This window comes from Sporosarcina sp. Marseille-Q4943 (genome assembly GCF_943736995.1).
GTDB lineage: Bacteria > Bacillota > Bacilli > Bacillales_A > Planococcaceae > Sporosarcina.
The window spans coordinates 1,279,610-1,293,014 of sequence record NZ_OX031157.1 but is presented as its reverse complement, the minus strand read 5'-3'; the positions used below and the strand labels follow the sequence as shown (position 1 = coordinate 1,293,014).

General features: G+C 38.5%; 15 protein-coding genes and 1 pseudogene. 12 read left to right on the top strand and 4 right to left on the bottom strand.

Features of this window, described 5'->3' with window-relative positions:
* Nucleotides 1-59: 59 nt before the first annotated feature.
* The 3 genes from NIT04_RS15420 to NIT04_RS15410 all read left to right on the top strand — a co-directional run bounded on the left by NIT04_RS15420 (nucleotide 60) and on the right by NIT04_RS15410 (nucleotide 1,750).
* Entirely contained in the window at nucleotides 60-362 is a 303-nt protein-coding gene (locus NIT04_RS15420; protein ID WP_252504419.1) for a PH domain-containing protein, read from the top strand.
* A 119-nt stretch (nucleotides 363-481) separates the two neighbouring features.
* Complete coding sequence (locus NIT04_RS15415; protein ID WP_252504418.1) at nucleotides 482-682, top strand: hypothetical protein; 201 nt, start codon at nucleotides 482-484, stop codon at nucleotides 680-682.
* 114 nt (nucleotides 683-796) lie between these two features.
* Nucleotides 797-1,750: a calcium/sodium antiporter gene (locus NIT04_RS15410; RefSeq protein WP_252504417.1), complete on the top strand. Its 954-nt coding sequence runs from the start codon at nucleotides 797-799 to the stop codon at nucleotides 1,748-1,750.
* Between the two features lie 131 nt (nucleotides 1,751-1,881).
* Here NIT04_RS15410 and NIT04_RS15405 read toward each other — a convergent pair.
* A pseudogene (locus NIT04_RS15405) lies at nucleotides 1,882-2,378 on the bottom strand (DUF1456 family protein).
* Nucleotides 2,379-3,213: 835 nt separating this feature from the next.
* On the opposite strand from NIT04_RS15405, the gene NIT04_RS15400 reads away from it, so the two are divergent.
* From NIT04_RS15400 to NIT04_RS15360, 9 genes are all read left to right on the top strand, one after another.
* A complete protein-coding gene (locus NIT04_RS15400; RefSeq protein WP_252504416.1) occupies nucleotides 3,214-3,663 on the top strand; it encodes a hypothetical protein in 450 nt (149 codons plus the stop codon).
* A 242-nt stretch (nucleotides 3,664-3,905) separates the two neighbouring features.
* Nucleotides 3,906-4,337 (top strand): hypothetical protein, encoded by a 432-nt coding sequence (locus tag NIT04_RS15395; protein ID WP_252505126.1) that lies wholly within the window; start codon nucleotides 3,906-3,908, stop codon nucleotides 4,335-4,337.
* A 180-nt stretch (nucleotides 4,338-4,517) separates the two neighbouring features.
* Entirely contained in the window at nucleotides 4,518-5,276 is a 759-nt protein-coding gene (locus tag NIT04_RS15390; protein WP_252504415.1) for a hypothetical protein, read from the top strand.
* 302 nt (nucleotides 5,277-5,578) lie between these two features.
* A complete protein-coding gene (locus tag NIT04_RS15385; protein ID WP_252504414.1) occupies nucleotides 5,579-7,372 on the top strand; it encodes a PD-(D/E)XK nuclease family protein in 1,794 nt (597 codons plus the stop codon).
* Between the two features lie 4 nt (nucleotides 7,373-7,376).
* Nucleotides 7,377-8,117 (top strand): HNH endonuclease, encoded by a 741-nt coding sequence (locus tag NIT04_RS15380; protein WP_252504413.1) that lies wholly within the window; start codon nucleotides 7,377-7,379, stop codon nucleotides 8,115-8,117.
* A 278-nt stretch (nucleotides 8,118-8,395) separates the two neighbouring features.
* Nucleotides 8,396-9,031: a hypothetical protein gene (locus NIT04_RS15375; RefSeq protein WP_252504412.1), complete on the top strand. Its 636-nt coding sequence runs from the start codon at nucleotides 8,396-8,398 to the stop codon at nucleotides 9,029-9,031.
* Nucleotides 9,032-9,135: 104 nt separating this feature from the next.
* A complete protein-coding gene (locus tag NIT04_RS15370) occupies nucleotides 9,136-9,597 on the top strand; it encodes a hypothetical protein (protein ID WP_252504411.1) in 462 nt (153 codons plus the stop codon).
* A gap of 13 nt (nucleotides 9,598-9,610) precedes the next feature.
* The gene (locus tag NIT04_RS15365) at nucleotides 9,611-10,591 is read left to right on the top strand and encodes a hypothetical protein (protein ID WP_252504410.1); all 981 of its coding nucleotides are present in this window, start codon (nucleotides 9,611-9,613) and stop codon (nucleotides 10,589-10,591) included.
* Nucleotides 10,592-10,633: 42 nt separating this feature from the next.
* Nucleotides 10,634-10,990 carry a hypothetical protein gene (locus tag NIT04_RS15360; protein ID WP_252504409.1) on the top strand — a complete coding sequence of 119 codons (357 nt, stop codon included), beginning with the start codon at nucleotides 10,634-10,636 and terminating at the stop codon, nucleotides 10,988-10,990.
* 311 nt (nucleotides 10,991-11,301) lie between these two features.
* Here NIT04_RS15360 and NIT04_RS15355 read toward each other — a convergent pair whose 3' ends face one another.
* From NIT04_RS15355 to NIT04_RS15345, 3 genes are all read right to left on the bottom strand, one after another.
* On the bottom strand, nucleotides 11,302-11,571 hold the full coding sequence (locus NIT04_RS15355; RefSeq protein WP_252504408.1) for a hypothetical protein: 270 nt from the start codon (nucleotides 11,569-11,571) through the stop codon (nucleotides 11,302-11,304).
* A gap of 143 nt (nucleotides 11,572-11,714) precedes the next feature.
* Nucleotides 11,715-12,197 (bottom strand): DUF2975 domain-containing protein, encoded by a 483-nt coding sequence (locus tag NIT04_RS15350; RefSeq protein ID WP_252504407.1) that lies wholly within the window; start codon nucleotides 12,195-12,197, stop codon nucleotides 11,715-11,717.
* Between the two features lie 518 nt (nucleotides 12,198-12,715).
* On the bottom strand, nucleotides 12,716-13,384 hold the full coding sequence (locus NIT04_RS15345; RefSeq protein ID WP_252504406.1) for a DNA alkylation repair protein: 669 nt from the start codon (nucleotides 13,382-13,384) through the stop codon (nucleotides 12,716-12,718).
* Nucleotides 13,385-13,405: the final 21 nt, after the last annotated feature.

Genomic DNA, 13,405 nt, shown 5'->3' with positions numbered 1-13,405 from the left:
TACATAGATAGTAAAGAACCATCAAAACGCTTGGCGAAAGAAATCATTCCCGCGATGAGATGGGGCGCTTTGAACGCATAGTTTATTATGAAAAGGTTCAAAATGTCCAACGACGCACATCGTTTTTACATAAGATCTTCCGAATGACAGCAATCTCTTTCCAGACTGGTGCAACCGGGGTGGATGCTAAAGTCGAATTTAAAGTGGTGACACAGCAAGAAGCTGACCGATTGGAATCGTTAGTAAAAGAAGCTGGTTCTACACCAGTTGAAGTTCCAGACACGGATACTCATTTCGTGAAATGGATAAAGAAGAAGTGCAACGAGTCATCCATTTCACACCAACACGTAAAGATGTCGTGAAAGCTTCTTTCACTTCCCTCAGTTTTTTGTTCCAGATTGTCATTGCCGCGTCTGCCTTTTCTAAAATCAAGGCATTCTTTGACGTTGAAGAAGCTGTAGAGGGATGGGTAATGTCCTAATTGACTTCCGGTTGGGTCATTGCGGGAATTGCAACGGTGCTCATTATCGTATCTTTTACAATCGGCTATATACGGACATTCATCACATACGGAAAGTATGAAATTGCTTCGGACGATACACGGATCTACATTTCCAAAGGTGTGTTGGATGAGTCCGCTTTTTCGATACTGAAGAAACGTGTTCACCAGCGTTCTCATTGAATTTGGAATTGTTTTAGAACCTGGTACCTTTCATTCCTTTCATTAATTTCGTAACAATGGGGTATGTATTTATTGAAAGTACAATAGAAATGAATGAAGTGGGGAGAACAAACTATGGCTTATATTTTATTAATTGTTGGATTTGCATTGTTGATAAAAGGAGCAGACCTCTTTGTTGACGGGTCTTCTAATATTGCGAAACTGCTTCGGGTTCCGTCTATTTTAATCGGGTTAACAATTGTGGCTTTTGGAACAAGTTCACCGGAAGCGACTGTCAGTATTATTGCAGCACTGGAAGGAAGTGCAGATGTTTCACTGGGTAACGTAGTTGGAAGCAATATTTTTAACATTACCCTTGTTGTAGGTGTAGCAGCTTTTTTATATCCCTTGAGAGTTGAAAGTGAAACTATTCGAAAAGAAATCCCATTTACCTTACTCGCAAGTGCAGCATTGCTAATTCTAATGAGTGATATTTTCTTGCAAGGGTCCAATAGCAACTTGCTTACACGGAGTGATGGATTTATCTTTTTATTGTTTTTATCCATTTTTATGTACTATATAATTGAACTTGGCCTAAAAAGCCGAAAAGATACAGCTGGTGAACCCGTTCCTGAGAACATCAAATGGGGTAAAAATATAGTAATTACCCTATTAGGATTGGCTGCAATTATATTTGGAGGAAATTTGGTAGTAAAAAACGGAACAGAAATTGCTTACTCCCTTGGGATGAGTGAAACACTAGTGGGGTTAACGATTATCGCTATTGGCACATCCCTACCCGAACTTGTCACTTCCATCTCTGCGGCACTGAAAAAAGAAAGTGAAATCGCGTTGGGGAATATTGTCGGTAGTAACATTTTTAACATCTTATTTGTACTTGGTGCATCAGCTACGATTTCTCCATTAGCGGTCAATAATAAAATGTTTATTGATGTCATTCTTATGATTGTCCTAACTTTGTTATTATTGGTTTTCTCAAGAACGAGCTTCAAGATTGGAAAGCGGGAAGGATCAGTGCTTGTCATCGCCTACATCATTTACATGGCGTATATTATCATACGGAATTAATAACAGGGACCACAAATAATACAACCATGAAAATAGGTACCAGGTACCCGAACAATTATTACAACCAAACCATTATAAAAATGCCTGGTACGAACGCAATTCGTAATTGCATCAGTATCAGGCACCTTACATTAGGCCCTATATTTTAAAGCCAATCCTTTTAAGAAGTTCCTGGCGTATCGATCCAAGCACGGTTTATAATTCTTGTGCCCTTCTTTCCTCAATACAGCACTCAGTTCACCTTTGGATATAGTGACTCCTGCATTATCCAAAATCTCAAGCATGTCCTCACTTGTTAACGCGAGTGCTATTTTCACTTTTTTTAGAAGGAGATTATTCACACTTTCATTCGTCACGGCAGATACGGATGGACCTTGAGGTTGTCCTGGTTTCGGATCTTGTTTGCCTCTTTTATAGATAATGAGGCCGTTTAAAAATGAATCCAACATCTCATTCGTACACTTCATCTGCAAGTCATCTTCAGGTTCATCCTCATTTGATTTTGTAAGTAACTGTATCACATCTTCTTTTGTTACATTAACGCCGCCAAGTTTAAAAATATCTACCATCTCTGAATTACTAAAATCTAAAGCATATCGTAATCAATTAATCTATCATTATTATTCATTTGTAGACCTCCTATATATAGTGCTGTAAGTACAACGACTTCATCCTTATTATTACCCTTTTTGTGTGTTCCTAATAGGTACTCAAGGGTGGTCGGCCGTTTCCCGTAGAAGGGAGGTGGTCGTATGACAATATAGCTACAATTAATGCTCGTATTCACATTCGCAGCATTAATTGTAGCTATATTGTCGTTTAATCATAAAAAATAATCCATCCTTGAGTGGGTAGCTCATAGTGGATGGATTATTTTAATACCCGAGCTGATCCCCCTTGTAGGGAACCCGCTATTACTTATTACAGACCGCCTAATGTTGGTAGCATTAGGCGGTTCTTTTTAGATTGGTTGTTTGAACCAATTATATGCCTGTTATCTTTATTATAGAGGAATTTATTGGTCGTTACAACCAATTCCCTTTCCAAATCAATTGATTCAGGAGAACGCACCAAGCCCATCAATCAACACGAATCCTAAAGGGCGCATTTTTTGAGTAAGAAGGCGTCTTTTTGTATAGACAACACGATTGATGGATTGAGTTTATAATGATTTATAAAAAATGATTGTGAAGTATTGTAATTAAAGTAACGGGTGCTTTACTTTAAGAACATTGGGCTACTGAGACAGCTCAATGTTCTTATTGAACTAACGGAGCAGGTTAGTTGAAGAAGCAATGTGGATTTTTGATAATACCAAATGGAATAATAATTGAAAATTGAAACCTCTATTCTTTTCAACCGTATTAAAGCAAAGCGGCAGGTTAGTTCAATAAATATTTTTGAACTTAATTCCAATTGGTTCGTATAAAGAAGTAAGGACATAAAAAAAGGTGGGTAGGATTATGAAGTATCTCCTAATTGTTATATTGAGTTTATTGTTAGTTGCCTGTACAGATGAAGAGGTTTTGTATTCAAATACTCCTGATAAGGCAATAGAGTTATTAGAATCAGAAGTTGGTTTTGTTAAAAATATGAACGTTATACTTATACAGGAAACAGATATAAATGTTAATAGAAAAATATATGTTTTTGAAGGAGAAGGAGCAATTAGTGATAATAGTGAAAATAAAACTCAATATTTTGTAGCACTTGTTGAAAAACAAAAAAAAGGTTGGGTTGTCTTAGAATCGCTCGGAATTGGAAAACCTTCAGACCGTAGTATTGCAACTGGAGGAAATTATATTGAAGCTGGCTTTATTGACATATCCGAAAATCTAGAACTGAAGAAAACTCAATATGCTCTAAATATACCTGAAAAAGATTATTCAATATGGGTAGAATTATTAGAATAGTAATTGTAGCTTTTAAACGGTGTTACTCTCCTACAAGGTCATTCTCTCTAAAATTAATGAAGAAATGTTTGTGAAAAGTTACACTTAAACTAACGGGTGCTTTACTTCAAGAAGGAGTAAAGCTTTTTTTCTTATTGAACTAACGGAGCAGGTTAGTTGAATAAGTATAATAATATGGATTGAAAAAGGGGATGTGTCTGTGATCTATCTAATCTTTCAGAGTTCTGGGCGTAATAGGGGGTATAAATTTGAGGACGTTTAAATTACTCAATAGCTTAATCGGGATATTTTCAATGTTGTTAGTAGGTTGTTCAAACGAAATTCAGAATACGGAACAAAGTATAGTAGTTGAAAAGCGCATTGGCGATGAAAATAACTATGAAGACTTCAGAGTGGTCACTGACAATGAGCAAGTTCAAAAATTGTTAGAGATTTTACAGGATGCAAATTGGATAAATGCAAAAGCAGAAAGGGTAAACCCTCCTGATTACAGTTTTGTATTTCGTTTTAAAAACCCTAACATTGAAGCGAAAGCGGTATTATATGAACTATGGATAACTCCAAACAAAGATAAAGTAGAACTCATTGGAGGAAATCAATATGTCAAATTAGACAAAAATAAGTCAGCAGAGCTATTTGAAATCGTTACAGGAGAAAAATTAACGGACCAGTGAAGCATCAGCAAATGAAATTGAACTTGTAGTAGCTATTCCACTAACGGATGCTTTACTTGAAGATCGTTAAGCTACTTGAGGCATATCTTTTTATTGAACTAACGCGGCAGTTTAGTTGAAGATGAAAATTTGAATCTCTTCATTTTCTAACAGTAAATTATAAAGTCAGGGAGTGATAGTGTGAGTACTTGGGGAGTAGCGGTATTATCAAATGATATAGCTGGAGATGTTAGCTTTAGATATAAGGATTTATTGGGGGAAAGTTATTCGAATGAAGAAGCGAGTAAAATAGTAATTGAAGAATTCCAAACCGAGTTAGATGATGAAGAAATTACTGCCTTTTGGTTGTCATTCGCTTTAATACAATGGAAATTAGGGAGACTTCATGAGAAAGTGAAAGACAAAGCAATTGAAATTATTGATAATGGCGTTGACCTTGAACGATGGGAAGAAGACCCGAAATTAATGAAGAAACGTGAAGCTGTTCTCCTAAAATTAAAGGAACAATTAAATTCCCCACAACCACAAGCTAGAAAAGTTCCAAAGAGATTTGTCGCTGATACATTTTTAAAAGCTGGTGATGCCATTTGCTATGAATTATTGTCAGGGGATTATATTATCCTTAAAGTCATTCGCATTATTGAACAATGGACTGGGGATAAATATCCTCTTTTCGAAATATGTGATTGGAAAGGGAAAGACATTCCTTCAAAAAAACAAATCGATGAATTGGAATTAAAAAAATGGACTTGGGACAACGGAAAACAAGAGTTGAAAGCATTAGCAATTTTTCCTGCTGGAAAAAGAGATAACCCAATAAAAAGATTAAAAGTGGTAGCAGAAGGAGTAAGTATAGTATTGGATATGGAATCATCGTACCCCCTGTTAACTTGGAAAGAATTTGATGATAATTTAAAGAAGTTTTACCATTTTGAATGACTCCCTCTTCAACTAACGGGTGCTTTCGTTCAATAAGGATGGCAAAATATTTCGCGAAAAAACGCTCACTTTGAGCGTTTTTTACTTTTTTTATATAGCGGTTTCACTGTTGAAACAGATTCTGATTCACTTGTTAATTACGTTGTTAATTGCACTTTTCTCTCCCTCAACCGAACCCGTTACAAATTGTCGGGTGTCTATTTCTTTTTTAAGTGAAGGGGGAAAGGTCTTGAAGATTAATCCTTGAAAAGAAAAGTTTATGCTAACATGGTCATAATAGAATAGTTTAGGAGGAACGCACCATGCCCAACCACCAGCAACAAATCCTGTCCCTCATTGAGGATTCCCAGGAGTTCACCTATTTACATAACCATTTCAACCGTTTCAATCCATTCAAAGTGCTTCAAGTCGACAATTATGAAATCCGGCATTCAAATGTGCTGGCGTGGTTGATGGATCCGCAACAAAATCATGATTTAGGCGCGTATTTCATTAAAAAGCTTATTGCGAAGGTCTTTGTCAATCCTGCCAATTATGAGGATGAGGACAAGATTGCCAATTATGATGTCCTGCAGCTGAGCCGTTATTCGTATCATGATCTTGTCGTGTATAAGGAGTTGGCGACGCCTAACAAAAAGCGGATCGATTTGTTGGCTGTCTCTCACTTGCATCAAGTTGCGGTTTTGATTGAAAACAAGTTTTGGTCCGTTGAATCTGAGGGGCAGCTTGAAGAATATATCGAGTTTGTGAGAAATGCCTATGATGGTTATAAAATCATCCCGGTATTTTTGACGTTACAGGATGAGGAGCCTACGCATGAGGACTATCTAATGCTTGGCTATTCGGATGTGTTGGACATCCTCAACAATGTGACAGACGCGAATAAAGAGTATATGCATTCAGACGTACATTCTTTCATTTCCTATTACATCGACATTTTAGAGGATCAGTTGGTTCAGAATGATGAGCTGAATGAGAAGGGGATGGCTCTCTATAAAAACCATAAAGAAGCTGTTGACCTTCTTGCTGCTGTTGGAAAGGGAAAGATTGTCGAAAGTGACTTTGCGAATGAACTAAGGCAGATCTACAGTCAATATAAGGAGACAATCGACTTCGTTGTGAAGGTCGGTAGCAGCTTCTTGCGGGAGGCTTTTCTTCGGTTTGCTCAGAAGTTGGCGTGGCCGGATCATTTGTATACGCCGCATTTCCGTGTGCCGCACTTCATAGAACAGACGTGGGACGAGCATTTTGATGAGAATGACTTGCGTAAGAAGTGGTGGATGAATAAAGGGCTGATCGCTTGGTTTGAGCAGGCGGACGACAGGTTGAAATTGAAGGTGGAGGTTGGACCTTTGCATCATGAAGATCGAGTGCGGCTTTTACGGGCACTGGTCGCAAAAGGGATTGACGTGAAGGAGCAGGCTTTTGAAGAAGGCAGGCAGTATACGAGGATCTATATGGATGCGGATCGTCCGACTTCTTGGGAGGATGTCGATTCGTTAGTTGAATGCATGCTGCGGCTATATCAGAAGGACTCTTTCCAGACGTTGTTGCGATTGGTAAACGAGGCGGTTTCAGGGAAGGGGGATGGCATTCCTTTGCTGGAACGTGCTGTACTGAAGGTGCAAAACCCTATGGAGAAGGCATTCACTTCGTTTGTGGATGAAAAGCGTATCGCATCCGGCTATTATAATGTGAATCACCTCGTTCCGAGTTTTATGGAGCCGGAGTGGACGGAGCTGCCGTCGGAGTATCAAGTGACGGAAAGGTATTGGCTCGGCTATCCGCTCATAGCGTGGTTCCGGAGACGGAATTCGACGGTCCGATTGATTGTTGAAGTGGGGCCGCTGCCGCATTTGGAACGGACGAATTTATTGACGAACATAGAGGAGCAGGGCATTCCGGTGCGTGCGCTTGCTTTTGAAGAAGGAAGGCGTTTTACACGGATTTATTCTCGGGCTGTGCCTGTTGAGAATATGGAGGATGCGGAAGAGTTGAAAGCGGCGATGAATGAGTTGGTTTCTGATCAGGAGTATGTAGTTGCACGGGATGGAATTGCGCGGGGTATTGTAGCATTGCATAGAAAGGTGATGTGAGAAGATGGATTGGATAATTTCTGCAAACCCTAATATTTATGATGTCCAAAAGGCATTCAGTGAAAACGAGCGAATCGATTGGAGACAAACTGCGTCGCAAAAAGTTGGCGATACTGTTTATATATACTTAGGAAGACCCGTTCAGGCACTTTTATATTTGACTGTTGTAGAAGAAGTCGATATACCATTCGATGAAGCAATAGCAGATACTGAATATTGGCTGGACGAAACTGAGCTAGAGAATAATGTTGATCGTCGCTTTATGGGATTAAGATTACTTGAAACCTATCCTGAAAGTGCTTTTCCGTTAGAGGTGTTAAAAGAACATGGGTTAAAAGCGGCACCCCAGGGACCGTTACGTGTAAAGAAAGAGTTGCTGGATTTTCTTAATACGGTTACTGTGAATCAAGTCGAACTAGGCTATAGAGAGGGTAAAAGTGTTTTGAGGGAACATTTTACTCGGGAACGAAACCGGAAGTTAATCGAAGCGGCTAAAGAAAGCTTCTTACGAAAAGAAGGACGGTTATTTTGCAAAGCATGTAAATTTGATTTCGAAAAAACGTACGGAGATTTAGGAGATAATTTCATTGAAGCGCATCATACAATTCCTGTCTCCGAAATGAGCGAAGACCATGTATCGAAAGTGAGTGATATTGTTTTGCTTTGTGCTAACTGTCATCGGATGATTCATCGGAAGATGCCGTGGCTTACTGTTAAGGAATTGAAAGAGATCCTTGAGAGGTGAGAGTTACGATGAGGTTTGTCTAACTTCATAACTTAATGTGGGTGCTAGGTTCTAATATAGAACCTAGCACCTTTTTTAATTTGAAATAAAAACTTCTTGATAATAATATTAGAAAATTGCGTGATAACAGCACTTTAAGTGAGTGCTTATGATAAACTAGATTCATATAACGATATTTAATCAAATGTTTTCGAGACTATAGTAGCAAGTAGCCAATTCTGGGTTTTATACATAAAACTCATATCTATTTACAAAACTAGATGAAATGAAGGGGTATTATGGCAAAGTGTAAATTAAAAATCAAACAAAACACTGAAAAGCATTCTTTTATCTTAACAGTCGATTATAAGGATTTTGAACGACGTCTCAATGATTTATATAAAACTAATATGTTCTTTTCTACATACTGGTTTAAGGAGCATTTGCATGGATTTATTAAATTAAACGAAGGCCTTTATGTAAGGTTATCAATCGTCCATCGATTAGGATCGATTGTTAAGATTGACAATACTATTCAAAATAAAGATCTGCTAAAAATGAAGGCATGCACAAAAAAACGTCACTTTGTCGTGTCCATTTTTGAATCTGAATTCAACAGGATGAAGGTTGATTTTTATGAGACTAAATTTCAAATCAATGTATTAAATGATTTTTATATTGACATAGCAATCGCTTCTAACTGCGAAATCATTGAGCAAAAATGGCACGAAGGAGCGACTGCGAATCGGGAAGCGTTTCATAAAGATTTTGGAGAATCCCATGACTCCCGGTTTACATGGAGTCAGAATACGGATGGCAACCGGAATCAGCGGGAGTTCTTTGCGGGAAGCGGGAGTAATATAGGCGGGAAGTATGGGAAGCAGAAGTTGAGGCCGCAAGCTGAGAAGAATAGAAAGACTAAAGTAAAAGTATAGGAAGTTGAAAGAAGCATTGCGATTGAATTCGGAAGTTTGAGTGAAAAAGCTGACTTTCAAAATGAGGAGCTACAATAAACATAAAGTGGGGGTGAATAGATTTGATGAATTTCCAACGTATAAATTCAATTAGCAACGCACATGTCGGAAGGGATTTCGAGGATATTGCATTAGCCTATTTTCACCAAAATGGTTTAGCGTTAATGAAAAACGTAGGAATATTTGTTGGGTTGCATATTAAAAAGCAACGCAATTTCGATTTGGGAAGTGTGCCGGATTCCAATGAGAAAGTCGTTGTTGAATGCAAGTCACATAAATGGACCTCGGGCGGAAATGTTCCAAGCGCGAAAATTACAGTATGGAATGAATCGATGTACTACTTCTATTTACTGCCCGTGGAGTATAGAAAAATCTTCTTCATTCTTCGGGATTTTTGCGAAAGACGGAATGAAACACTTGGTGAGTACTACATTCGAACCCACGGTCACTTGATTCCACGTGACGTTGAAATACTTGAATACGATGAAGAGACTCGTGAGGTCCGTGTGATAAAAGCGAGAGAGTAGGGGGGGAGTCACCATGTTCTTGATATCAAATGGCAAGGCCATTAAGCACGAAGCTACGAACTTTGCCGATTTACAGCTTAGGGAAGAGGATATTGAAGAGATACTCAGGAAAAATATCGATATGATATGCGACGAGGAAGAATCTATGTTGATCGTCGGGAAACAGGTAAGGAATGCGAAGCATGGAATCAGTGATCTTACTGCGGTGGATAACAAAGGGAATATCGTGTTAATTGAAATTAAAAGGGATCGAAAAGATATTGAGGGGCGGAAAGAAGCGTTTGAATTTCAGGCGATTCGATATGCTGCAAGCTATGCAACGATCGAAGACTCGGATGATTTAGTGAACAAGATTTATGCGCCTTACATTGAGAAATACCAGGATGAATTTAAGAAGGAGCACTTAACAAGTTCAGAAATAGGTAGTAGGAAACTGAATGAGTTTTTACAAGTGAATGGAGCCGGAGACAACTTCAATAAGAAGCAAAGAATTGTGCTGGCGGCTTCTGATTTTGACGAACAAACATTATCAGCTGTTGCGTGGCTTAATAGCAATAATGTCGATATTAGTTGTTATAAGCTGATCCCTTATAAGATTGATGACAACCTATACATAGATATTGAAAAACTGTTGCCTGTCACTACGTATAAAGACTACTACGTTAATTTCTTAGATGGATCCTTGAATAGCAGTAGACCGAGTAAAGGAATCACACGCCGGGTATTGCCGAAGATAGGTGACATGCTGGAATGGGGGATTGTGAAGCCTGGCGATATTATCACTGCCAAGGGAAGAAGAGATGAAGCGATCCTGCAAGAAGACGGAACGGTACAAGTGAACGGGGAAAACATGTCAATGCAAAAGTGGTTAAAGGATCTATTCGGATGGTCCAGTATTCAGACGTATGTCTTTGCGGTCCATAAAGAAACAGGGAAGACGTTGTCAGAGATGCGTGAAGAATACATGGAGAGCGAAATTTTGAAGGAGGACTGAAGGGCCGATTAATTATATCTAGTTAGCAAAGGGGAGGCTATGATGATTAACTATTACCTTTACTACAGAGCCGACGATTCCATCTACGGTTTTGATACACGAGATAACCGTAGGTCCTTCAGAAATAAGAATAAGAAAAAGGGGACACCTGTATTATTCGAGGTGCACAGATATGACGTAGTTGAGGATGGTAAGAAATCTACCCCGATTACATTGTACATGGAAGACGAGGAAGAGGATCCACTGGGCTACCTAACATCGTTTGTAGCAACGCACACTCAAAACGGGATTGTTGCTGAGTGGGGTAAATTTGAGAGCACTCCCTGGAATCGGAAATCCAAGCACTATCCAAGTATTGATGATTGCTTGAAGGATTATATTCCCACCCGAACAAAGTAAGATAACCTCCAAAAGATGGATATCTATTTATTGACCTCGAACAATATTTTTGTAGTATAATAAATGTGTAGCGAGTTGATCCGTGGGTGAACTGATCGGTATGGACCGTACCATCCTTTCGTGTTTTCGTTGTTGTCAAATTGTCCTCCCCACGGACCGACCGCTATTATTTTACCTATTTACTTCGATACTTTAATATATCGTGCCAGGCTTCTTATTAGATAGCCTGGCATTTTATTATGTAGGGCACTTAATTCCCCTACAAAACAAAAAAGACCTTTCTCTAAAAATAGAGAAGGGTCTTGTCCATTTTACTCATAAAAGTATTCTTTAATATCCTGCTGCATTAAATCTGTTTTGGATTTAACGTTTGGTTTTGGAATATCATAATGCTTTTCATATTTGCACATCTTGCAAGAACAATTCAACTTCGCTTTCGACAATTTGCCGGGATGCGTAATAAAAGGATGTTCGCTATCCTCCGCTTTATTTAATCCCCAGGCATATCTTACAATCTCTAGCTTCCGGTTAATTGTCCTCTTTCTCTGATGGCGATAATATGATCTTGAACGATTTTTCACTAGTGAAAACCTCCCTTGAGAATCGTACCTGCCCGCAGGAGTCCTCAAAGGGTGTTTAAACCCCTACAGGCAGGTAGTTAACGTTTTCACTAGATTTTTTTCTATATTCATTAGATGTCCTCCTAATTGTCTTTCTCAAACCGTTAATCATTTTTCGACTTAACATCTAGGACATTTTTTAATGGCTTTTGAAGTGCATCCACAATGGCTGCGATGATACTTGTTGCTAAAATACCCATTAGACTTAGTGATATAGGACCTGCTGCATCATCACCTGTGAATTGAGCATGCACCCTTATATAAACTATTGCTAACAAAATGAAGAAAATGACAGTAAAAGCGCATTTTTTTATTACCTTTAAAGATCGAAGAGATAACTCAGAGAAAGCATTGTTCTTTTCGATATAGGTTAAAAGTTTAAATACTTGATACAACGCTCCAGAAAACGTAATACATATTCCATATGCACATACCAAAAGTGGATATAGCGAATAATCACCCGGACGCTCTATCGCGTCTCTTCTGGCTGCTTCAGGCATCAAATATATACACACGGCAAGCAATGCAATTCCACTCAGAAAAATTATTACCTTTAAAAAAGTGGTTGAACCTCGTTTAACTTTCATTTAAACACCTCAATTAGTTAATAACAACATGATTTTATCACGATACTTATCGATTAACAATAAATTTCTATTGTCTTTCATTATATTATTAATTGAAATCAACCGAGGAGATAGCCAACCTTACAATGACAGCCCTCGAACAGTACCAGAAGAAAAGATTAACTTCTTTTATCAGTTTCCGGAACTGGTCGAGCATCGAGCGTTTGTGCTTAAAGAGTTGAAAGATCGAAAAGACGAGACGTGGTCTTTTTATTGAAATAATACGTTTGACCATAAAAAATAATCCATCCTTGAGTGTCTAGCTCGCTTAGGATGGATTATTTCACCTCGGGCTGATCCCCCTTGAAGGGAACCTGCGTTACAGACCGCCTAATGTTGGTAGCATTAGGTGGTCTTTTTTAATTTATTCGTTGTAAACAAATATATACCTGTTATTTTTATTATAGAGAGCAGTTAATTGGTCAGTACAACTAATTCACTATCCAAATTTTACTGACTAGCTGCAGAAACAGAGGTACCTACTTATTCTGTCGTTTGTTAACTTCAATCGTAATGAACTCCGGCAAATAGTCGGGCGTACATCCTCTTGACACCATATCACCTTTGTAAAGACCCGTTTCCTCACCAATTTTAATACAGCGCGCACGATTCTTTTCATCATAAACGCCTATCCAGCCTGCGGTGAAATTCATAGCCCATTGGACTTCTGGTTCTTCCTCCGCAATCGTAGCTTCTATTGCAGCTAGCAAGTCTGCGGTGTTATCAGGCGGTGTTTGCCCGGTCCATCTTAATCGTCCTTGATAATACCAGAAAGCTCGCCTTTGAAGAGCAGAAGGGCTATTTTCCCATGACTCCATCAAAAAAATCGTCTTCTTGTCTTTGGTGAGCTGATTAGCCATTAACCAATCCATTAAGTTATTTCGCTCATCAAAAGTGTGAGTCTGCATATCCTTATCAAGCTTATTTAGCACATCTTGTGTAAGGAGTTTTTTGTCCATAATTAAGATTGCTAATAGTCTGGGCAAAAACTCATCGGTTGACCAAAGTTCCATAGCTAGTTCGTGATCTTTTTTAATGTCCTTCGCGATTTTTCGTAACTCGCCTAGCTTAGTTTTACTATTGATCTGAGAGAGGATGTTTTCTGCTTTTGAAGAGCGTTTTATTTCTGTACCTTTATTTTCATTCATTTTATACAACTCCTTCATTAA